The 21,899-nt window shown below is 37.3% G+C and carries 16 protein-coding genes, 8 tRNA genes, 1 pseudogene, 1 riboswitch and 1 other annotated feature; of the genes and pseudogenes, 21 read left to right on the top strand and 4 right to left on the bottom strand.

What is annotated here, in order from left to right; all coding sequences use genetic code 11:
• Nucleotides 1-2: 2 nt before the first annotated feature.
• From AC6UD2_RS04400 to AC6UD2_RS04330, 15 genes and pseudogenes are all read left to right on the top strand, one after another.
• A tRNA-Val gene (locus tag AC6UD2_RS04400) sits at nucleotides 3-75 on the top strand.
• 8 nt (nucleotides 76-83) lie between these two features.
• Nucleotides 84-158: transfer RNA gene (locus tag AC6UD2_RS04395), tRNA-Asp, on the top strand.
• 67 nt (nucleotides 159-225) lie between these two features.
• A tRNA-Phe gene (locus tag AC6UD2_RS04390) sits at nucleotides 226-298 on the top strand.
• Between the two features lie 6 nt (nucleotides 299-304).
• Nucleotides 305-387, top strand: a tRNA-Tyr gene (locus AC6UD2_RS04385).
• Between the two features lie 10 nt (nucleotides 388-397).
• Nucleotides 398-468 (top strand) — tRNA-Trp (locus AC6UD2_RS04380).
• Between the two features lie 14 nt (nucleotides 469-482).
• Nucleotides 483-555: transfer RNA gene (locus AC6UD2_RS04375), tRNA-His, on the top strand.
• A gap of 58 nt (nucleotides 556-613) precedes the next feature.
• Nucleotides 614-684 (top strand) — tRNA-Cys (locus tag AC6UD2_RS04370).
• Between the two features lie 30 nt (nucleotides 685-714).
• Nucleotides 715-799: transfer RNA gene (locus tag AC6UD2_RS04365), tRNA-Leu, on the top strand.
• Between the two features lie 603 nt (nucleotides 800-1,402).
• A pseudogene (locus AC6UD2_RS04360) lies at nucleotides 1,403-2,775 on the top strand (purine-cytosine permease family protein).
• A gap of 1 nt (nucleotide 2,776) precedes the next feature.
• Nucleotides 2,777-4,012, top strand: a complete 1,236-nt coding sequence (gene codA / locus AC6UD2_RS04355) for a cytosine deaminase (RefSeq protein ID WP_500698139.1) — start codon at nucleotides 2,777-2,779, stop codon at nucleotides 4,010-4,012.
• Nucleotides 4,013-4,088: 76 nt separating this feature from the next.
• The gene (locus tag AC6UD2_RS04350) at nucleotides 4,089-5,144 is read left to right on the top strand and encodes a zinc-dependent alcohol dehydrogenase family protein (RefSeq protein WP_500698138.1); all 1,056 of its coding nucleotides are present in this window, start codon (nucleotides 4,089-4,091) and stop codon (nucleotides 5,142-5,144) included.
• A gap of 227 nt (nucleotides 5,145-5,371) precedes the next feature.
• The gene (locus AC6UD2_RS04345) at nucleotides 5,372-6,673 is read left to right on the top strand and encodes a uracil-xanthine permease family protein (protein WP_500698137.1); all 1,302 of its coding nucleotides are present in this window, start codon (nucleotides 5,372-5,374) and stop codon (nucleotides 6,671-6,673) included.
• A gap of 323 nt (nucleotides 6,674-6,996) precedes the next feature.
• Complete coding sequence (locus AC6UD2_RS04340; protein ID WP_500698136.1) at nucleotides 6,997-7,776, top strand: transporter substrate-binding domain-containing protein; 780 nt, start codon at nucleotides 6,997-6,999, stop codon at nucleotides 7,774-7,776.
• Nucleotides 7,777-7,806: 30 nt separating this feature from the next.
• Nucleotides 7,807-8,523, top strand: a complete 717-nt coding sequence (locus AC6UD2_RS04335; protein ID WP_500698135.1) for an amino acid ABC transporter permease — start codon at nucleotides 7,807-7,809, stop codon at nucleotides 8,521-8,523.
• Nucleotides 8,523-9,260, top strand: a complete 738-nt coding sequence (locus AC6UD2_RS04330; RefSeq protein WP_500698134.1) for an amino acid ABC transporter ATP-binding protein — start codon at nucleotides 8,523-8,525, stop codon at nucleotides 9,258-9,260. The genes AC6UD2_RS04335 and AC6UD2_RS04330 overlap by 1 nt, the downstream gene beginning before the upstream one ends.
• Before the next feature lie 35 nt (nucleotides 9,261-9,295).
• On the opposite strand, the gene AC6UD2_RS04325 is transcribed toward AC6UD2_RS04330, so the two are convergent.
• Nucleotides 9,296-9,991, bottom strand: a complete 696-nt coding sequence (locus AC6UD2_RS04325) for a hypothetical protein (protein WP_500698133.1) — start codon at nucleotides 9,989-9,991, stop codon at nucleotides 9,296-9,298.
• A 105-nt stretch (nucleotides 9,992-10,096) separates the two neighbouring features.
• Nucleotides 10,097-10,177, top strand: a riboswitch (SMK box riboswitch).
• Here AC6UD2_RS04325 and metK point away from each other — a divergent pair.
• Nucleotides 10,175-11,362 carry a methionine adenosyltransferase gene (gene metK / locus AC6UD2_RS04320; protein ID WP_500698132.1) on the top strand — a complete coding sequence of 396 codons (1,188 nt, stop codon included), beginning with the start codon at nucleotides 10,175-10,177 and terminating at the stop codon, nucleotides 11,360-11,362. It overlaps the preceding riboswitch by 3 nt.
• Nucleotides 11,363-11,425: 63 nt before the next feature.
• Nucleotides 11,426-12,895, top strand: a complete 1,470-nt coding sequence (locus tag AC6UD2_RS04315; RefSeq protein WP_010021719.1) for an MDR family MFS transporter — start codon at nucleotides 11,426-11,428, stop codon at nucleotides 12,893-12,895.
• Here the strand turns inward: AC6UD2_RS04315 and mnmM are convergent.
• Nucleotides 12,892-13,467: a tRNA 5-(aminomethyl)-2-thiouridylate-methyltransferase MnmM gene (gene mnmM / locus AC6UD2_RS04310; RefSeq protein ID WP_500698131.1), complete on the bottom strand. Its 576-nt coding sequence runs from the start codon at nucleotides 13,465-13,467 to the stop codon at nucleotides 12,892-12,894. The two genes, AC6UD2_RS04315 and mnmM, sit on opposite strands and share 4 nt — an antisense overlap.
• An 87-nt stretch (nucleotides 13,468-13,554) precedes the next feature.
• Nucleotides 13,555-13,748 (top strand) — a binding site (T-box leader).
• 55 nt (nucleotides 13,749-13,803) lie between these two features.
• On the opposite strand from mnmM, the gene leuS reads away from it, so the two are divergent.
• Both leuS and AC6UD2_RS04300 read left to right on the top strand, forming a co-directional pair.
• Entirely contained in the window at nucleotides 13,804-16,221 is a 2,418-nt protein-coding gene (gene leuS / locus AC6UD2_RS04305; RefSeq protein WP_500698130.1) for a leucine--tRNA ligase, read from the top strand.
• 82 nt (nucleotides 16,222-16,303) lie between these two features.
• Entirely contained in the window at nucleotides 16,304-17,986 is a 1,683-nt protein-coding gene (locus AC6UD2_RS04300) for a putative polysaccharide biosynthesis protein (RefSeq protein WP_191978914.1), read from the top strand.
• 51 nt (nucleotides 17,987-18,037) lie between these two features.
• On the opposite strand, the gene AC6UD2_RS04295 is transcribed toward AC6UD2_RS04300, so the two are convergent.
• A complete protein-coding gene (locus tag AC6UD2_RS04295) occupies nucleotides 18,038-18,862 on the bottom strand; it encodes an NAD(P)H-hydrate dehydratase (protein WP_500698129.1) in 825 nt (274 codons plus the stop codon).
• Nucleotides 18,863-18,973: 111 nt separating this feature from the next.
• Here AC6UD2_RS04295 and pepV point away from each other — a divergent pair, with 111 nt between their 5' ends.
• On the top strand, nucleotides 18,974-20,377 hold the full coding sequence (gene pepV / locus AC6UD2_RS04290) for a dipeptidase PepV (RefSeq protein ID WP_500698128.1): 1,404 nt from the start codon (nucleotides 18,974-18,976) through the stop codon (nucleotides 20,375-20,377).
• A 40-nt stretch (nucleotides 20,378-20,417) separates the two neighbouring features.
• Here the strand turns inward: pepV and AC6UD2_RS04285 are convergent, their stop codons facing one another.
• On the bottom strand, nucleotides 20,418-21,050 hold the full coding sequence (locus AC6UD2_RS04285) for a deoxynucleoside kinase (protein WP_500698127.1): 633 nt from the start codon (nucleotides 21,048-21,050) through the stop codon (nucleotides 20,418-20,420).
• 187 nt (nucleotides 21,051-21,237) lie between these two features.
• Between AC6UD2_RS04285 and AC6UD2_RS04280 the strand changes: the two genes are divergently transcribed.
• Nucleotides 21,238-21,894 (top strand): CPBP family glutamic-type intramembrane protease, encoded by a 657-nt coding sequence (locus tag AC6UD2_RS04280; protein ID WP_500698126.1) that lies wholly within the window; start codon nucleotides 21,238-21,240, stop codon nucleotides 21,892-21,894.
• Nucleotides 21,895-21,899 lie beyond the last annotated feature (5 nt).

Here is a 21,899-nt window from a genome sequence, read left to right as displayed (position 1 = left end):
TTGGAGGATTAGCTCAGCTGGGAGAGCATCTGCCTTACAAGCAGGAGGTCACAGGTTCGATCCCTGTATCCTCCATAACATATGGTCCGTTGGTCTAGTTGGTTCAGGACGCCTGCCTGTCACGCAGGAGATCACGAGTTCGAGTCTCGTACGGACCGTTTGTTGTAGAAACACTTGCAACATTAATTAAATAGTTTTATTATTGTAAATGTCATAAAAGACAATGGCTCGGTAGCTCAGTTGGTAGAGCAACGGATTGAAGCTCCGTGTGTCGGCAGTTCGATTCTGTCCCGCGCCATTATATGGAAGGATAGCGAAGTCTGGCTAAACGCGGCGGACCGTAAATCCGCTCCTTCGGGTTCGGTGGTTCAAATCCACTTCCTTCCATTTTATTTATAGGGATATCGTACAACGGTAGTATACCGGTCTCCAAAACCGTTGATGTGGGTTCAATTCCTACTATCCCTGTTTATGATGTTATGGCGGTAGTGGTGAAGTGGTTAACACATCGGTTTGTGGTACCGACACGCGTGGGTTCGATTCCCACCTACCGCCCTTTTGATTGCTTGGTTCCAGTAGGGAAGGGCAGTTATTTAAGGCTTAGTGCCTTTATGGCGGTATAGCCAAGTGGTAAGGCAGAGGTCTGCAAAACCTTCATCACCGGTTCAAATCCGGTTACCGCCTTTGTTTTACTGCTTTAGCAATCATTAGCATGCCGGAGTGGCGGAACTGGCAGACGCGCTGGACTCAAAATCCAGTGATCATTGCGATCGTGTGGGTTCGAACCCCACCTCCGGTATAAACATAGTTACATAGAAGAACATTAGTTTTTTAAAACTAATGTTCTTTTTTATTATCTCCAATTTAATTTGTTTTTATTTAAATAGGAGTGTTTAAGGTTGAAATAGTAATTATCTTTAAGTCTTTTTGCTTGCTAATTTTGATGAATCTAGCATATACTAATGATGCAGGGATGAGTCCGAGTACATTAAGGTTCTGTTGATCCTTCATTGTTGTTAATTTATTTAACTGCCCGGGCTTAGACCTGTTTTTGTGTCCAAAATTATAATATATGGTTTCGTATATAAAAATAGAGAACACCATTCCTGGTGTTCTCTATTTTCTTTTATTTTTTAACTTTATTTTGAGCTTTTTAAGTTTTAACTTTTGTTTCTTTAATTTAAGCTTTTGCTTTTTAATTCTTAATTTATCGCGTTTAATTCTAGCTTCGCGGCTTCCAAGCATAATTATCACTCCTTAATTAAACTATTATTTATGATACGCTCTTCCCTTTAGAATTCCAATTATTGTTTCATCAATGAATTTTACCTTTTCAATTATCTTGTGGATTACTATAATTAAAGCAATGTAATGCTTTAATTATAAGTTAAGGAGGAGAAGAATGGCGCAAGATAATAAATATGAGGTTCATCCAATTCCCATGAGTGAACGGAATATGGGTTACTGGGATATGTTTGCAAACTGGTTTGGTGCCAATGCTAATAATGGAACGTGGTTTATTGGTGGAATTATTGCCGCCTGTGGACTTTGGGGTGGTTTTAGTGCTCTAGTGCTCTAGTGCTTGCCTCCGTTGTTTCTTATCTGTTTCTTAGTTTAATTGGATATGAAGGGTACCAAACGGGTCTATCCACTACTACGTTGAGTCGAGCAACCTTTGGAATCCGGGGAAGTATCATTCCTTCCATCATTAATCTAGTCATGTTTATGGGGTGGACAGCTGTTAATACATTCATTGCGGCTACGTCATTATCATATATTTTTAACACGTTCTTTGGGTGGCCAATTTTCGGGAAGCCAGGTGGCACGTTCGGATTAGTAATTGGAATTTTAGTTATGAGTATTTTACATATTCTAAGCGTTATCGCGGGACAACGATCTATTAGAGTCATTGAAAGAGTTGGAATCATTCTTGTCATTATTTTTGTAATATGGGAAGCAATAGCCGTCTTTAAAGATGTCTCACTTTCTCAATTATCTCATTGGGTAGTTCCTAAGAAAGATCAAATGCCGTTTGGAGCTGCCATTGATAGTTTAGCCGCATTTAATTTGGCGTGGGTAACTAGTGGAGCTGATTTCACACGATTTACCAATAAGAAAAAAGTTTCAACAAGTGCACCATTTTGGGGTGCTTTGCTTGGTGCCGTGAGTTTTGCTTCAATTGGATTATGTACCACAATTAGTATTGCCATTACATCTGGGGTTTATGATCCTAATAATTCTGACCCAAGTACAGTAGCCAATAAACTAGGGTTAGGAATCATTGCAATGATTGTAATTGTTTTGACTAGTATGACTGCTAATGCCGTTAATCTTCAGGCTGCTGGTTCTGCTTTAACCAATATGAATCATAAAATAACTTTGAAACATTCTTTATTAATTGTAACGATTGTTGCGATGGCTTTAACTTTCATTCCTCTTTTAAGTGGCAGTTTCCTATCAGCTTTTACCGCTTTTCTAGATTATATTGGGATGTTTTTAGGTCCAATTATTTCAATTATGCTAGTTGATTATTTCTTACTTAATGATCGTGATTATAATTTGAGTTCATTTGGTGATCCCAAGGGAGAATTTTGGTATAGTCATGGTGTAAATTGGTTTGCGTTTGGACTTTGGGTTTTAGGTGTTTTGTTATACTTAGCTTTAAAAAACGTTTCAATTATAAAAAATACCATTGGAGCCACATTTATTGTGATGGGAATTATTGCAATTCTTTACTATATGATTGGTCGTATTTCAGAAAGACGAGGCAATTAAGATGATTATTAAACAAGGTTATATTGAAAATTCCAAGCAAAAGCAGGATCTTTTAATTAAGGATGGAAAAATTAAACGAATTGCTAATCACATTGATGCTCCAGAGGAAAAAGTTATCGATGCCAATGAAAAACTAATTATTCCGCCATTTGTCGATTCACATGTTCATTTGGATTCAACCCTGACAGCAGGGGAACCACGTTTTAATGAAAGTGGGACATTATTTGAAGGAATTTCCATTTGGGCTGATCGAAAGAAGAGTCTATCTGCACAAGATGTAAAAAGTCGTGCCATCCAAACCCTAAAAAACCAAGCTAAACATGGAATTCAATTTGTCCGAAGTCATGTTGATACGACTGATCCCGATTTTACCGCCCTTAAAGCGTTACTTGAAGTCCGCGAAGAAGTATCTGACTTCATTGACTTACAACTAGTTGCTTTTCCTCAGGAAGGGATTCTCTCTTTTCCTAATGGGAAGAAATTACTTGAAGAAGCCGTTAAAATGGGTGTCGATGCCGTGGGTGGAATTCCTCATTATGAATTTAATCAGTATTATGGGCGTGATTCATTAGAGTTTTTAATGAATTTAGCTAAAAAATATGATCGATTGGTTGATGTTCATTGTGATGAAATTGATGATCCTAATTCCAGAAATTTAGAGGTTCTTGCCACCTTAGCCTATGAATCTGGAATGAAGGATCGAGTAACTGCTAGTCATACCACTGCTCTTGGGTCTTATAATGACGCTTACGCCGACAAACTCATGCGGTTACTAAGGATGTCCCAAATTAATATGGTAGCTAATCCGTTGGTTAATATGCATTTAGGAGGACATTTTGATACATATCCAAAACGACGTGGCTTAACCCGAGTGAAAGAACTTTTAGAGCATGAAATTAACGTATCATTTGGTGAAGATGATATTAAAGATCCATGGTATCCCATGGGAAATGGCAATATGCTTGATGCACTTTACGTTGGAATCCTAGCAAGTCAATTGATGGGTTATCATCAAATTATGGATTCATATAAGTTAGTTACCACTAATGCTTCTAAAACACTTCATATAAGTGATCATTATGGGATCGATGAGGGGAAACCAGCTAGCTTTTTAATTTTTGATACTGATAATTTTTATAATGAAATTAACGAAAGAAAGACACTCTTATATTCAATTAGAAATGGAAAAATATTGGTTCAAAAACAACCTGAAAAGATTCAGACTTATTTTGATTAGTTCTTAGTTAGATTACTTTATTTTAAATTATCTTGTGATACGATGAACGCGAAGATTAATTGAGGAGGGAATTGTAATGGTAGAAGAAACTAAGATTAATATTCCTAAAACCATGAATGCATGGGAGATCGTTAAACCAGGCCCAATTAATGGGGATAAATCACCATTGAAGTACGTAAGAAAAGAAGTACCAACGCCGGGTGACGGTGAGGTCCTCGTTAAAGTATTGACATGTGGAGTTTGTCACACAGACCTTCATGTTACCGAAGGTGATCTTCCAGTTCATAAGAAGAATTTAACACCAGGTCATGAAATTATTGGTAAAGTAGTTAAAAATGGTCCTCATACTCGCAGATTTAAAATCGGTGAACGAATTGGAATTCCATGGTTAAGAAAGACCTGTGGGGTATGTAAATATTGTCGTTCTGGTAGAGAAAACTTATGCCCTTATTCTAAGTACACGGGATGGGACCATGATGGTGGATATGAAGAATATACGACCGTTCCCGAGGGATTTGCATATCGAATTCCAGAACGGTTTAATTCACTCAGAGCTGCTCCACTTCTCTGTGCGGGAATTATTGGTTATCGTGCTTTCGAGAGAGCCAACATCCCAGCTGGAGGTACTCTCGGAATCTATGGATTTGGTGGTTCAGCCCATATCACTGCTCAATTAGCAATTGATCAAGGAATTGAAGTTCACGTTTTCACTCGGGGTGAGGACGCCAAAAAGTTTGCGCTGTCACTTGGAGCTAAATCAGTAAATAACACTTATGATGTGTCGCCGGTTCCTCTAGATTCGTCCATTATTTTTGCACCAGTTGGAGAAGCCGTTCCCAATGCTCTAGAAAGTTTAGCTCCTGGTGGGACCCTTGCCTTAGCTGGAATTCACATGTCTGATATTCCGCAAATGAGTTACGAGGATCATATCTTTCATGAAAAGAATTTAACCAGTGTTGAAAGTAATACAAGAAGTGATGGTGAAGAATTTTTAACTTTAGCTGATCGTTTACACATCGAACCTGATGTAACTGAATTTCCACTTGCTAAAGCAGATGAAGCACTAAAACGGGTTGCTAAGGGTGATCTAAAAGGTGCTTGTGTTTTAAATGTAGGATTAGATAATGAGTAAAGTCCGTTAAACATGGTGTCATAAGGCGCTCCGTTATCATTTTGATTTAGAAATTTTATTGACAAATAAAAATAAAAAAGATATTGTTTTAGTTAAATGAATCTTTAAGTTTGTCCAGTGAGGCAGCAAGATTTCGACTTTTAAAGTGAAACTGTATAACTTTATCTAATCGAGAACTGCTGCCCAAATGGACGGCAGTTTTTTATTAGAAGGGATGTCAGTAGAAAATGAATCAGAAAAAGGACTATGTATTAGGAATTCATGATCGACCCACACCATTAAAATGGATTGGGCTTTCCTTACAGCACATGTTTTCAATGTTTGGTAGTACTGTGATCGTTCCATTGTTAGTTGGGTTAAGTCCAAGTATTGCTCTGTTTGCATCAGGAATCGGAACTTTGCTCCATGTTTTAATTACGAAGGGGAAAATTCCCGCCTACATGGGATCAAGTTTCGCATTTGTAACCCCAATGATGGCTCTAATGAAAACGACTGGAATTGCTGGAGTTTCTCAAGGAGTAGTAGCTGTGGGATTGGTTTACGTAATTGTGGCTACGATTATTTCATTTATTGGTTCTAATTGGATTGATAAGATTTTACCACCGGTCGTAGTAGGACCCATTGTGATGGTAATTGGATTATCGCTTGCTGGAAGTGCTGCCCAAAATGCGATGATGGATCATGGAAAGTATAGCTTAGTCTTTTTTGGAATCGCAATGGCGACCCTGTTTTTAGCTATTTTCTTTAACGTCAAACTCAAGGGCTTTTTGGGCTTAATTCCCATTTTATTGGCCATTGTTTGTGGTTATTTGATCTCAGTGGCTTGTGGATTGGTAGATATTCACGCCATCGTGGCTGCTCCATGGTTTAAAATTCCGCCATTTCACCTCATTGGAACCGAAAGGGGTTTTAAATTTGATTGGAATGCCATCCTGATTATGGCTCCGATTGCCTTTGTAACCATGACTGAACACATGGGGCATTTAATGGTATTAGGCGAAATGACTCATAAGGATTTCTTCAAAGATCCGGGCCTTAATCGAACCCTTGCAGGAGATGGAGCAGCATCCCTTGCTGCTGGAATTCTTGGTGGACCAGCCGTGACTAGTTATGGTGAAAACATCGGAGTGATGGCGATTACTAAAGTTTACAGTGTTTGGGTAATTGTTGGTGCGGCAATTTTTGCAATGATTTTTGCCTTTGTCAACAAATTGAATGTTCTTATCATGCAAATGCCACTTCCTGTAATTGGTGGGATTAGTTTTCTCTTGTTTGGAACAATTGCCGCTAATGGTGTCAAAGTAATGATTGATAATAAGTTAGACATGGATAAAAAGCGTAATTTAATGATTGCATCGGTTATTTTGGTAATTGGAATTGGGAATGCCTACATTCAAATCGGAAGTTTTCAATTTACAGGAGTAGCTTTAGCTACTGTCATTGGAATTGTTTTAAACCTTCTTTTACCAAAGGATGAACAAGATGATCCAGATCTTGAAGATCAAACTATTGACCCAGTAAAGAAATAGTAATATTATAATTTCATATTGATGAATACGAAAGGAGAAGTAATTATGTGTAAACCTTGTTGTTGTAAAAAAGATTTAAAACAATCTAACGACAATTTTGGTATGCACTAAAAGGCTTCTCTATAAATGATATTATTTTATTATAATAATTATAGTTATGAGAGGACTGGTGGATCCAGTCCTCTTTTTTGTGTTCATTTATGATCAATTTAGGAGGTAGCGTCATGAGAAAGTTACTTGTCTGTTTAAATTTTTAGAGTAAAATAAACATAGTGAATTAATTAATTTTGTACAACATATTTTAATGAATGGGGATTTTAATTATGAAGAAAAGATGGCCGTTACTTTTACTGACAGGTGTTGCTGCTTTAGCACTAACTGTTACTGCTTGTGGGAAACAATCAGAAACTAAGAAGCCTGGCACGTTAACTGTTGGAATGGAGGGAACTTATGCTCCTTATTCCTACAAGGATAAAAACGGTAAATTAACTGGATTTGAAGTTGACCTTGCTAAGGATGTTGCTAAGAAGATGGGCATGAAGGTTCAATACAAATTAACTGGATGGGACTCATTAATCCAAGGGTTAAATTCTAATTCATACGATGTCATCTTTAACAATATGGCAATTAACCCTTCACGTAAGAAGCAGTATCGTTTTGCAACTCCTTACATTTACTCAAAGTCGATCATGATTACTAAGAAGGGTTCACCAATCAAGAGTGCTCAGGACTTTAAGGGTAAGAAAGTTGCTGAAGGAACAGGAACTGACAACTGGGACAACGCCGAAAAGCTTCATGCTAAGCCAGTTTCATCACCAGAATTTAATACTTCAATGCAAATGATTGATCAAGGACGAGTTAGCGGAGCAGTCAATGCTCAACCAGCATGGCAAACTTGGTATGCTAGTCACAAGGATACCGATCTACAAGCTAAACTAATTCCAACAAATATCATTCCTCAAGGTGAAATTGCCCCAATGATGAATAAGAAGTCCGCTAAATTGAACAAACAGATGGACAAAGCGCTCAATGAACTTCGAAAAGATGGGACTTTGAAGCGTCTATCAATGAAGTACTTTGGAGAAAATATTACAGATAAATAATATTTAGTTTAGTTAGGAGATTAAAGAATTATGTGGGACATTATCATTTCATCATTGCCTAGTCTTCTAGAAGCAATGATTAAATACACCATTCCGCTAACCATTATTTCTTTCTTTTTTGGTTTGATTCTTGCGATTGTGACTGCATTAATAAAATTCTTGAAGCCTCATGGAAATGCATTTGTTAGATCTATTTGGGGAATTTTAAGAGTAATTGCGGATGTGTATGTGTGGGCTTTTCGTTCCACTCCGTTGTTGGTTCAGTTGTTTATCATTTATTTTGGATTACCTAATCTGCAAAATTTCATCCCTGGTTTTAATTTTGAAATTCCAGCGTTTACAGCTGCTGTAATTGGATTTTCATTAAATACGGGTGCATATGCTTCAGAAACAATTCGTTCAGCTTTAATGTCAGTTCCCCAAGATCAATGGGATGCGGCTTATACACTTGGTTTTAGTACTACTCAGACCCTTTGGTATATCATTTTTCCACAAGCAGCTCGAATTGTACTTCCACCACTATCTAATGAATTCATCGGATTAGTTAAGGATACTTCCTTGGCAAGTACAATTACTATCACTGAAATGTTTCAGGTTAGTCAACAGATTGCGGCTCACAACTATCAGCCACTACTTATGTATACCGAAGTAGCTGCTCTCTATGCCATTTTGTGCAGTATTTTAACGATCCTTCAACATTATCTCGAGAAACGTTCTTCAAGATATTTAAAGGGGGATGAAGGCTAATGATTAAAATCAAAGATATCGTAAAAAAATATGACGGAAAGACGGTCCTTGATAATATTAGTACTGAATTTCCAGAGGGGAAAACAACCGTAATCGTTGGTCCTTCTGGGTCGGGAAAGTCAACTTTACTCCGTTCGTTGGATTTGTTGGTTCATCCAGATTCCGGGATAATTAGTTTCCCTAATTTTTCGTTGAACTATGCGGATAAAATCACCAGCAAGCAGAGTAAAGAACTCCGTGCACAAACCAGTATGGTGTTTCAAAATTGGAATCTTTTTCCTAATTTGCGTGTGATTGATAACATCACAGCTGCTCCAATTCATGTTCATAAGGTTCCTAAGAAAGAGGCCATTGCGCAAGCAAATGAATTGTTAAAGCGAGTTGGTCTTGAGAAATACGCTAATTTTTATCCTGATGAGTTATCAGGTGGAATGCAACAGCGGATTTCAATTTGTAGAGCTCTGGCAGTTAAGCCAAAATACATTCTGTTGGACGAACCAACGAGTGCACTTGATCCAGAACTTGAAACGCAAGTATTAGAAATGCTGGAAGAATTAGCTCAGCAGGGTCAATCAATGATCATGATTACCCATAACATTGAATTTGCAAAATTATCAGCAGATAAAATGCTTTTTATTGAGAATGGTGAAAAGATCTTTGACGGTTCTAAGGATGAATTCTTTAATAATCCTTCACCAAGAATTAAAGAGTTTTTGGATGCTATTTCATTACAATAAACAAAAATGGACTTCAGTAATCTGAAGTCCATTTTTTATATAAAAGCAGCAAGTCCAATGATTATAAATGAAAGCAAACAATTTTCAGGATTTTCTTTTTCGCTAAAAATCTGAATTCCATATGAAATTAAGACCAGGGCGATTAAAATAATACATTTAACGATTGAGAAATTAGCTAGTAAAAATCCAGCAAAAATCAAAATAAAAATAAAATTCAATTTACTTTCAAGACGATAATGAAAGAAGGGTACAAAGAACAGGCAGTATAGACAGAATAGAATACCAACGTTGACTAGAACACTTGATTCTAGATATTGATTATCCAGATAACAAAAAGAAATTACAGGTGCAATTGAATTGAGAAATGAAAAACAAACTAAACCATAATAATTTTCCAGCTTAAATTTTGGAATCATCACAATAATATTAGTAATTCCGAGGATGGCAAACAAAATGGTTAACAGAATTGGGAATAACGTAATTAATGATAGCACCACTGGAATTACATTTAATAAGAGATTGATTCGAGGATCATAATGGATGATAAAAAGTAATAGAGAAGCGGACCATAAAAATTCTGAGATCACTAAAACTACGAGCCGAGTGGTCCAATGAACTGATAAAAGATCTACTTGAGAGGCAAATAGCCAGATTAGGGTATTTAAAATGATAAAAACGAATAAGATGACCGCCTTAACCGCGGTTTGATTCTTTTCAATAAAAGTTTTCATAATAGTGTCCTTTTTATATTGATAAATCTATGTTAATCAATTATCGAAATTTGTACAATGGAGATTTTATGAGCTTTTTAATTACTTATAAATATGTTATTATTATACAGTTATGAGCAGATTCCCGATAGGATTCACGAAAGTGAAGTTGCCTTGTAACCACCAATCATAGGGGGAATAAAAATGTCAGAGAAGCGTTTATTTACTTCTGAATCAGTTTCAGAAGGTCATCCTGATAAGGTTGCTGATCAGATTAGTGATGCAATTTTGGATGCAATTTTAAAAAAAGATCCAGATGCTCGAGTTGCCTGTGAAACATCTGTTACTACGGGATTAGTTTTAGTATTTGGAGAAATTTCAACTACTGCATATGTGAACATTCAAAAAGTGGTCAGAGATACCATTCGTGAGATTGGATATAATGACCCAAAATATGGGTTTGATGCTGACAGTGTTGCTGTTTTAGTATCACTTGATGAACAGTCGCCTGATATTGCTCAGGGAGTCGATGAGTCCGTTGAAACACGTGGCGGGGATGTTGACCCACTTGATAAGATTGGAGCCGGTGACCAAGGAATTATGTTTGGTTATGCTGATAGTGAGACGCCGGAATTAATGCCACTTCCAATTTCATTGAGTCATCACTTAATGCAAAAGTTAGCTAAATTGCGTAAAAGTAATGAAATTCCTTATTTGCGTCCTGATGCTAAGGCTGAGGTAACCGTCGAATATGATAAAGATGACAACCCTAAGCGAGTTGATACTGTCGTTTTAAGTACTCAACATGATCCTGATGTTACACAAGATCAAATTAGAAAAGATGTCATTGAGAAGGTCATTAAAACTACGATTCCTGCCAAATACCTTGATGATCATACCAAATATTTAATTAATCCAACCGGAAAATTTGTGGTTGGAGGACCAGTGGGTGATGCTGGATTGACGGGAAGAAAAATCATCGTTGATACGTATGGTGGTGCCGCTCATCATGGTGGTGGCGCTTTTTCTGGAAAGGATGCCACGAAGGTAGATCGTTCCGCAAGTTATGCCGCTCGTTACATTGCTAAAAACATTGTAGCAGCTGGACTTGCCAAAAAGATTGAAATTCAATTGGCATATGCAATTGGGGTAGCCGAACCTGTATCTATCTCAGTTAACACGTTTGGAACTTCGAAAGTTCCCGATGATCAACTAGTGGAAGCAATTAGAAAAATCTTTGATTTGCGACCAGCTGGCATCATTAAGATGCTTGATTTAAAACGACCAATTTATAAGCAAACTGCTGCTTATGGTCATTTCGGAAGAACTGATGTGGATCTTCCGTGGGAGCACACTGACAAGGTGAAAGCACTGCAAGATTATTTTAAATAAAGTTTTAAATGACGACCTTCAATGGTCGCTTTTTTATTTGATCAATTAGAAAGATGATGAAAAATGAAAGGTAAAACAAATGTCAAAGTTGTGACAATTGCACTATTTGTTGCAACGTTTATGAGTGCGGTTGAGGGAACCATTGTATCGACCGCTATGCCTACGATTGTTGGGGATCTTCACGGAGTTTCATTAATGAACTGGGTTTTTTCAATTTTTCTATTGACAAACTCAATTGCAACTCCTATTTATGGTAAGTTAGCTGATCAGTTAGGTCGTAAATCAGTCTTTATCTTTGGACTTGTAGTTTTTGTTATTGGGTCCATGCTGTCGGGAATGTCCAATAGTATGGGGACTTTGATTTTGTGGCGTGCGGTTCAAGGAGTTGGTGCTGGTGTGATTATGCCGGTTTCATTTACCATTATTGCTGACATGTATTCTTTTGAAAAGCGAGCTCAGATCGTTGGATTGAATGGTTCAGCATGGGGGATTGCTTCCGTGGTTGCACCATTACTTGGTGGTTTTTTAGTTGATAATCTATCATGGCACTGGGTCTTTTTCATTAATGTTCCCATTGGAATTTTAACGATTGTTTTAATTGCACTATTTTTGCATGAACCAAAACGGAAAATTGAAAGTAAAATGGATCTCCCGGGAGTGGTTTTAATTGCCGTGCTCTTATTTTCAATAATGTATATGTTTCAAGTTTTGAGTGAAGCTCCAATTAATTGGGCCATGGTAATTGGATGTCTAATTGTTGCCCTGGTGAGCGGTTTCTTATTTTATAAACAAGAAAAGCGCGCTGCTGATCCCTTGATCCCAATTCAAATGTTTAAAAGTCGGACTTTTGTCACGCAAAATTTAATTGCTGCTTTGATTAGTGGGTTTATTTTTGGTTATGAGGTCTATCTTCCAGATTGGACACAAGGAATTTTAGGATTGAAAGCCACCATGGCCGGCTTTGCCATCACGCCAAGTTCGGTTCTCTGGTTAATTGGTTCTTTTGTATCAGGGAAGATGATTTTGAAGTACCGGCCACAACAAATTATGAATTTTAGTTTATCCTTTATTTTAGTTGGGGCTATTTGTATGGTATTTTTACCAATTACTACGCCATTCTGGATTTTCTTTGTTCTATCGGCTGTCCTAGGAACTGGATTTGGAATTACCATTACGACATCAACCGTTACGGTTCAAAATGAAGTGCCACCAGAACACGTGGGAGTAGCGTCGTCATTTAATACATTGAGTAGAACACTAGGCCAGACGATCATGATCTCTATCTTTGGGATTGTGATGAATACTTCTATGGCGAAGGGTGTAAGTAACCATCCGGGAACTAGTTTAAAAATGATGAATACTTTAATTAATCCTCAGACGGCGGTAAATCTTTCTGAAAAAGTACTGCCTGTTCTTCATGAGATTCTTTATACAGCGATTCATAACATCTTTATTTTGGCCCTATTATTGGTTATTCTATCGTATGTTGTTAACTGGTTTGATCATAAAAAAATGCAAAAGAAAACGAACTAAGATGACTTAGTTCGTTTTTGAATTGCAATTAATATTGGTGGATCATTAATTTGATTGATAAACTGATATTTCAAGACGTTGTATTGATGTTGATCAAGGTTACCTGCAAAGTCTAAGACCTGATTTTTTTCTTCTTTACCACCAGGATGTCCATAGTATAAAACTAAAATAATAATGCCATTTGGGGTTAAATTATTTAGAATGGCCGAAACGGCTTTTAGAGTTGTTGCCGGTTTAGTTATGATGGTTTTATTTCCAGTGGGTAAGTATCCCAGGTTAAAGATAGCGGCAGAAATTGGTTGATCATTAATGTACTTCTTTACGTTTTCGTGTCCGTCATGAATAACTTCACACTGATGTTGAACCTCATTTTCGTTTATTCGATGGTTAGTGGCATCAATGGCACTTTGCTGAATGTCAAAGCTAAAGACTTTTCCCTTTTGACCAACAAGTTGGGCTAAAAAGAGGGTGTCATGTCCCAATCCGGCGGTTCCGTCAATGATATTATCACCAGGATTAACCGCTTTTTTAAGTAGGGTATGACTAAAATTTAACGCTGATTGTAGTTTCATTGTAAACACCTCAATCATCATTATATCAGGAATCAAGATTGGCTTGTTTTTTTATAGAAAATTTGGTAGAGTTTATTTATTCATATATTAATATTGTTGAGATGAACTATTAGATTGATTTCATTTTTCAGAAACCAAGTGGGTGATGTAAACTTGGATTTGAAATAATTGAACTTATCATCGAATTTTAACCGAATTAAAAGTTAAACGTTTTCCGCGTTATGGAATCAAGAGTCTCTTATGAGAAATTTAGGTGGTACCGCGGAATCCTCGTCCTATAGAATTGTGTTTCTATAGGCTTTTTTTATGGCAATTTTTACTAAGGAGTGAACTTTAATGGCTTACGATCATTCAAAGATTGAAAAGAAATGGCAAAAATACTGGGAAGATCATCAAACCTTTAAAACCAGTGATAAACAAGAAAAAGATAAATACTATGTTTTAGATATGTTTCCTTATCCATCTGGTCAAGGACTTCATGTTGGTCATCCGGAGGGATATACGGCAACTGATATCATGGCCCGTTTTAAACGGATGCAGGGCAAAAACGTGTTGCATCCAATTGGTTGGGATGCTTTTGGCTTACCAGCTGAGCAATATGCCTTGAAGACAGGACATAATCCGCGGGACTTCACTAAGAAAAACATTGAGAATTTTAAACGACAAATTAAATCATTAGGATTTTCTTATGATTGGGATCGGGAAGTGAATACTTCTGACCCTAGCTATTATAAGTGGACTCAATGGATTTTTGAACAACTATATAAGATGGGACTTGCCTATGAAGACGAGATTGAAGTTAATTGGGCACCTGACTTTATGGGTGGAACTGTCGTTTCAAATGAAGAAGTTGTCAACGGGAAAACCGAACGGGGTGGTTATGACGTTTACAGAAAGCCCATGAAGCAATGGGTTTTAAAGATTACCGCGTACGCCGATCGCTTACTTGATGATCTTGATGATTTAGACTGGCCTGAAAGTATTAAACAAATGCAGCGGAACTGGATTGGTCGTTCGGTAGGAGCCAGCATTTCATTTGATGTCAATGAAGAAGATCAGAAGATCGAAGTGTTCACCACTCGACCGGACACAATTTATGGAGTATCCTATTTAGTTCTGTCCCCAGAAAATCCAATCGTTGATCAGATCATGACGCCAGAGCAGAAATCTGAAGTTGAGAATTATCGGGCCAAGATTGCTTCTAAGTCTGATTTGGAACGGACTGATTTAAATAAGGATAAATCAGGAGTATTTACTGGTGCATACGCTATTAATCCCGTTAACGGAAAAAGAATTCCAATCTGGATTGGGGACTATGTTCTTCCAAGTTATGGAACTGGAGCAGTAATGGCGGTTCCGGCACACGATCAACGTGATTTTGATTTTGCTAAAAAATTCGATTTGCCAATCGTTCCAGTTATTGAAGGTGGCGACGTTAGTGAGGCAGCTTACACTGGTGATGGAGTTCACATTAATTCTGGTTTTCTTGACGGGATGGATAAAAAACAAGCCATTGACAAAATTATCGAATGGTTAAAAGACCATCATGCTGGAAACAAGAAGGTTAATTATCGTTTACGTGACTGGATCTTTAGTCGTCAACGTTATTGGGGTGAACCCATTCCAGTAATTCATTGGGATGATGGCACTACCTCACTTGTTCCAGAAGATCAGCTTCCATTAAGATTACCTAAGACTGCTGACATTCAACCATCTGGAACTGGTGAAAGTCCACTTGCTAACCTGACAGACTGGGTTAACGTTACCGATAAAAATGGACGTCACGGAAGGCGAGAAACTAACACGATGCCACAATGGGCAGGAAGTTCTTGGTATTACTTAAGATACGTTGATCCTCATAATGATAAGATGATTGCCGATCCAGAAAAACTTAAGTACTGGCTTCCAATTGATTTATACGTTGGTGGGGCTGAACATGCAGTTTTGCACTTACTCTACGCTCGTTTCTGGCATAAGGTACTTTATGATTTAGGGGTCGTTCCTACTAAAGAACCATTTCAGAAATTAGTTAACCAGGGAATGATTTTAGGGACTAATCACGAAAAGATGTCTAAATCTAAAGGCAATGTGGTTAACCCAGATGACATTGTTAAACAGTATGGGGCAGACACATTGCGATTATATGAAATGTTCATGGGCCCACTTTCTGAATCTAAACCATGGAATACGGATGGAATTGTTGGAGCTAATCGATGGATCAAACGAATTTGGCGTCTTTACATGAATGATGATAATACGCTTAGTGATGTGATTGTTGATGATAATGATGGAAGCCTAGATAAGATTTATAACCAAACCGTTAAGAAAGTTACTGACGATTTTGAAAACATGCGTTTTAACGTTGCCATTTCACAAATGATGGTTTTCATTAATGAAGCGTATAAAGCTAACAAATTACCCAAGAAGTATGCGGAAGGCTTTATTAAACTGCTTTCACCAATCACTCCTCACGTGGCTGAAGAATTGTGGCAACAATTGGGTCATGATCGCTCAATTGAACTTTCACAATGGCCAGAAGTTGATGAAAGTAAACTGCAAGAAGATCAAGTTGAACTAGTTGTTCAGGTCAATGGTAAAGTGCGTGGTCATATTAAAGTGAGCGTCGATGCTGGCAAAGATGAGACCGAACAAATTGCTTTAGATGATGAAAACGTTAAATCATTCCTTGATGGGAAGACGGTTAGAAAAGTGATCGTTGTTCCAAAGAAAATCGTTAATATTGTTGCAAAGTAAAAAGGTTATTCATTGAAAATTTGATATTATTTTTTGAAATGTTTAAAATTTATATTTGTAACGTGAAAGTAGGGGAAAATTTGTGAACAACGAGTTTGAACAAGATGAATTAGAAAAAGATGAAATTGAAGATAGTGAAAAATCTCAAGGTAAGATGGTTAAAGGATCAGCTTGGATGACCATTGGTAGCATTCTTTCTCGAATCCTTGGTGCCATTTATATTATTCCTTGGCGTTTGATTTTTGGAGCTTCATTGTTCCCGCTTGCTAATACGTTGTATACCATGGGTTACAATATTTATAGTGAATTTCTGACGATTGCTATTGCTGGAATTCCCTCAGCTGTTGCCAAAGAAGTTGCGCATTACAATGCTCTAAATGAGTATGGAGTGAGTGCCAAGCTTTATAAAAAGGGAATTACGCTTTCGGTTGTGACCGGAGTTGTTTGTGCTCTTTTGATTTATTTTTGTGCGCCTATCTTAGCTGGTAGTGGTGGAAAAAATGCCATTCCAGTTATTCGTTCATTGGCATGGGCAATTTTAATCATTCCAGCCATGAGTTTGACCCGTGGATACTTTCAAGGGTTCCAACAGATGGCTCCTTCTGCCATGTCTCAATTTGTTGAGCAATTAGGACGTGTCATTTATATGTTGGCCTCCGCCTTTTTCATTATGGTGATTATTCATGGTAGTTGGGTAACGGCCGTTACCCAATCGACGTTTGCGGCCTTTGTTGGTGCAGTCTTTGGTTTTCTGGCTCTTGGCTGGTACTACTGGCGCCGACGTGATCATTTTCAAGGATTGATTGCTTCAAGTGATAATGCCATCAACGTTAAGACTAATGACCTCTATAAGGAGATTATTAGTCAAGCGGTTCCTTTTATCATTCTAGGTTCTGGCATTACTATCTTTCAGTTAATTGATCAATACTCATTCTTTAACATTATGCATTGGGCAACTAATTACACTAATACTAATCTTCAATATATCTATGCAATTTTTGCTGCCAACGCTAATAAATTAATTATGATTGTGGTGTCGTTAGCATCTGCTTTAGCAATTACCGTAGTGCCATTGTTATCAGAAGCCCGCACTAAGGGTGATAATCACTCGATTAGTAAACAACTTAGTAATGCGTTGATTTTGTTTGAATTTGTGATGTTCCCAGCAGCATTAGGAATGGCTGCCATTGCTGGACCGATTAACCGAACTTTTTACGGGACGGCTAATATGGATCTTGGGGCAGACGTTTTAACATTTTCCGCCATTGTTTCGATCAGTCTTGGACTATTTACCGTTGTAACCGCATTAATGCAAGGAATTTCGGAGAACAAACGTGCTGTTAAATACTTTGTGGTAGGGACCATCATTAAATTAGTTACTCAAGTTCCGCTTGTATACTTTTTCGGTGCATTTGGTGCTTTGATGGCTACTGCAGTTGGATTTACAATTGCTAATTATCTGATTATTCATTCTCTTAAACGTGAATTCGGATTGGAAATAGATGATATTAAAACTAACTCAGTTAAAATTTTAACGTTTGCACTAATCACATATCTGGTGGCTTTGATTGTTGTATACGGAGCTAACTTTGGACTTGGATTGATATTTAATTACAATAGTTCACTGATTAGTTTGTTTGTTTCTGTTTTAGCAACAGCAGCTGGTGGCTTTGTGTACTTATTCTTAGTACTAAGGAGCCGGGTTGCGGATCGAGTTTTAGGAAATAAAATGAAGAGTGTTAGAAGATTATTACACATTCGATAAAATTAAAAAATGACAGGATTTAAATCCTGTCATTTTTTATTATGATTAATTTCATGCTTCGTGTTCATGCATAAATTGGGGAAGTCTCTTTGAAATCTGATGAGGAAGGACAACATACTGTGTATTTGCCAATTCGTCAGCAATGGCACTATGAGAATAAACCGCGGCTAAAACCGCGTCAACTTCGTTATCAAATTGGGCTACAAATCCACCGATAATTCCAGCAAGGGTATCACCCATACCACCAGTTGCTTGAGCAGGCGTTCCAGTCGTATTTTGATAGACTTCATCGGGAGTGTAAACTTCAGTTCGATCGGATTTGAGAACGACAATTCCACCGATCTTGTCACGAGCGGCCTTATTACGTTCTTCGGTTTGATCTGCCATCTTAATTTCTGAAAGACGCTGCCATTCCATCTGATGTGGCGTAAAAATTAATTTAGCATCTGGAAGTTTGAGGCCGCGTTCAGCAACCATGGTAATGGCTGACCCATCGATTAGTAAAATTTGATCTGGAGTAACAGTATCAAAGACGGTTTCCATGATTTCGCAACTATGATCATCAGTTCCAAGACCAGAACCAATCGTAATGACCTTCATTGATTTAATTAATTGAACCATTTGATCAGTATCGTTATAATCTGCAAACATGGCTTCTGGTAGCCAAGCGTGAAGAGAACTTTGATTGGTGGGATCTGTGATAGTGGTAGTGAGTCCAGCGCCTGAGTAAACTGCTCCAAGTGAGCTCATGATAATTGCACCACCAAAGTTTTCATTACCACCAACTAGAGCAATTTTGCCGTAAGTTCCCTTAAAACTATTTTTAGGACGGATTCGAATGGTTTTAGTTAAGATTGATTTGTCAATTTTTTTCATTTTATTCACCTCGTTTGCATTATATCATTCAGAGATTGAATGTTGGTTAAACGAGTTGCTGCTTTCTTGATTATGTTAAAATAAGAAATAATGACGTAGGAGGATTTTAACATGGCAATTGACTGGAAAAGTAAAGCACAAGATTATAAAAATGATTATTTAAATGATTTAAAAAAATTAGTTTCAATTGATAGTTCTAGAGATCTCGACAACGCAACGGATGAGTTCCCGTTAGGACCAGGTCCAGCACATGCACTACAACAATTTCTTGAATTTGGTGATCGAGATGGCTTTACCACCAAGAACATTGATAATGTAGTTGGTTACATTGAATATGGTTCTGGAGATGAAACCATGGCAATTTTGTCACATGCAGACGAAATGCCTGGTGGAGCTGGTTGGGATACTAATCCATTTGAGTTGAAAATCGATGGAGATAATGCAATTGGACGAGGTGTCTCTGATGATAAGGGGCCTGGACTTGCAGCTTACTATGGACTTAAAATGCTTAAGGATGAGGGAATTGAACCTCAAGTGAAGATTCGTTTGATTATTGGAACTGATGAAGAATGTGATTGGACTGGTATGAAACGTTACTTTGAAGTCGAGCCAACTCCTTCGTTTGGCTTTTCACCGGATGCAGAGTTCCCTTTAATCAATGGTGAAAAAGGGAATGTTACCCTTGAAACTCATTTTGATTCCAATCAAAGTGATGGAGATAATACTCTGATTAACTTTAAAGCTGGATTACGTGAAAACATGGTTCCGCGAGATGCTGAAGCTGAGGTTACGGCGGCCAATGTATCTAATATGGCAGATCAGTTTGAGCAATACTTAGATAAAGTCCCAGTTACTGGAAGTTATGAAATTGAGGGTGACAACATCAAACTAACCGTCGTTGGTAAAGCTGCTCATGGGATGGAACCTAAGAATGGAATCAATGCCGGGACTTATTTGGCAGATTTTCTGGTGGATTACAGTTTTGATACTAGCGGTGCCAACATTATTAATTTCATTGATGAAAAGCTTCATGATGATTCTCGGGCCCATAAACTCGGACTTAATTTTACGGATGATGTAATGGGTGAATTAACCATGAATGTTGGATTAATGAACTTTAGTCACAAAGACGGAGGAATGGTCAACACTAATTTCAGGTATCCTAAGGGAATTACTACTGATACAATCCTAGCTAAGATGCAGGATGCGGCAGATCGTTTCAATGGAACAACTAAGCAAATTTCACAAATGGATCCCCACTTTGTTGATGAAAAGGATCCAATTGTTAAGAAATTAATGGGAATCTATCGAGAACAAACCGATCAGGATGATGCTCAACCAGAAGTTGTTGGTGGTGGAACGTATGCCCGAATGATGAAGCGTGGCGTAGCATTTGGGGCACTTTTCCCTGGAGCTGAAGATACAATGCATCAGGCTAATGAGTATTCGCCAGTTAATGATTTGATTCTGGCAATGTCCATTTATGGTCAATCAATTTATGAATTATCTAAGTAAGATACAAAAAGAACCTCGATCAAAATGATCGAGGTTCTTTTTATCTGATGGTTTTTAATTTGTCGTCAATTTGATTCAAAATTATCTTTACGTTTTTGGGATCTTCTAGATCATATTTTTGCAGATCTACTTTCATCTTAGGACTAATGTCATAGTCTGCATACCATTTTTGGTATGCTTTCCACATTTTGTAGTAATATTCTTCCAGGCCAGGATCGTTATCCCACTGTTCGTAATCACGACCACGTTTCTTAATGCGATATAGAATCGTATCAAAATCACTATAAGCATAGACCAACAGATCAGGATTCTTTTTTGGAAGTTCCTTTAATTCGGCCATCATGTTATCTAATAATTTTAAGTACACTTCAAGTTCAACGTCTGAAATGTTTCCTTCGGCGTTGTTTTCTTTGGTAAATAAAGCATCTTCGTAAATTGAACGGTCAAGCACATTATTATCTTGTTTTAATGCCTTCTTAATCATCGAGAACCGTTTATTTAAGAAATAAATCTGAAGTAAAAATCCATACTGCTTTGGATCCTTATAGTAAAGTGGCAAGACAGGATTGTCACCTACTGGCTCATAGAAGGGCTCTGTTCCGTAATGTGCAGCGATTTTTCCCGTTAAGGTGGTTTTCCCCACACCAATCATTCCAGCTGTAATAATCACCATGCTTAGCTCCTCTTTTAGTTTAATAACGTCTTTTAGTATATCATTTCAAATCTTTAAGGTTAATGATGGATATGAAGTCAAAATTACCCCCTTTGTCTGAGAGATTGGTATTATGGTATTCTATGTAAGTGAGAAAATTTGGAGATGAATTTAATTAATGAAATGGGAAATGAATCTAATTAATTTTTTGAAAAGAGCAGTCATTTTTATTGGTTTAATCCTATTGATTTTTGCCGTCCAAATACCGGTGCAGTTGATTGGGATTAAAAATTATCATGGGATAAAAGCATTTCTTTGGGGTGCCTTTTACCTTGCTCTTTTTTTAGTGATCATTGGTTTGGCATTCTGGGCTTATCGAAGTGTGTACCGTCAGCATAGCCATAAGATTACTTTTCATGATTTAAAAATTATTTTAATGGCAATTTTGAGTTTCTTTATTATTGAAATTGTGCTGCAATTTTTTAATAAATTGATTTTCAATCAAGTTGGTACGAAAAATAATAATGCGATTCTGAGTCTTTTTCAGAGTAATACCACGGTGCTTGTTTTAATGAGCATTTCGGCTGTTTTTTTATCACCAGTTTTAGAAGAGTTAGTATTTAGAGGCTTTTTCATCAATGCTTTTTTTAATCAGAATGCTTTCTGGCTACCAATTGTTCTCAGTGGCCTGCTTTTTTCTTGTGGTCACATGAGTTCAAACGTCATTAGCTTTATGATTTATGCCATCCTAGGGATGATTTTAGCTTACGTATACAAAAAAACGGGGAAAATTGAAGTTTCGATTGGAGTTCATTTTTTAAACAATCTGATCGCAACTGGGTTTATGTTACTTGCTGTACTGTAATGGAG

It is taken from the genome of Fructilactobacillus sp. X2R5C2 (assembly GCF_059901375.1).
Note: the sequence above shows the minus strand (reverse complement) of the source record. Positions and strands in the feature narration are given on the sequence as shown.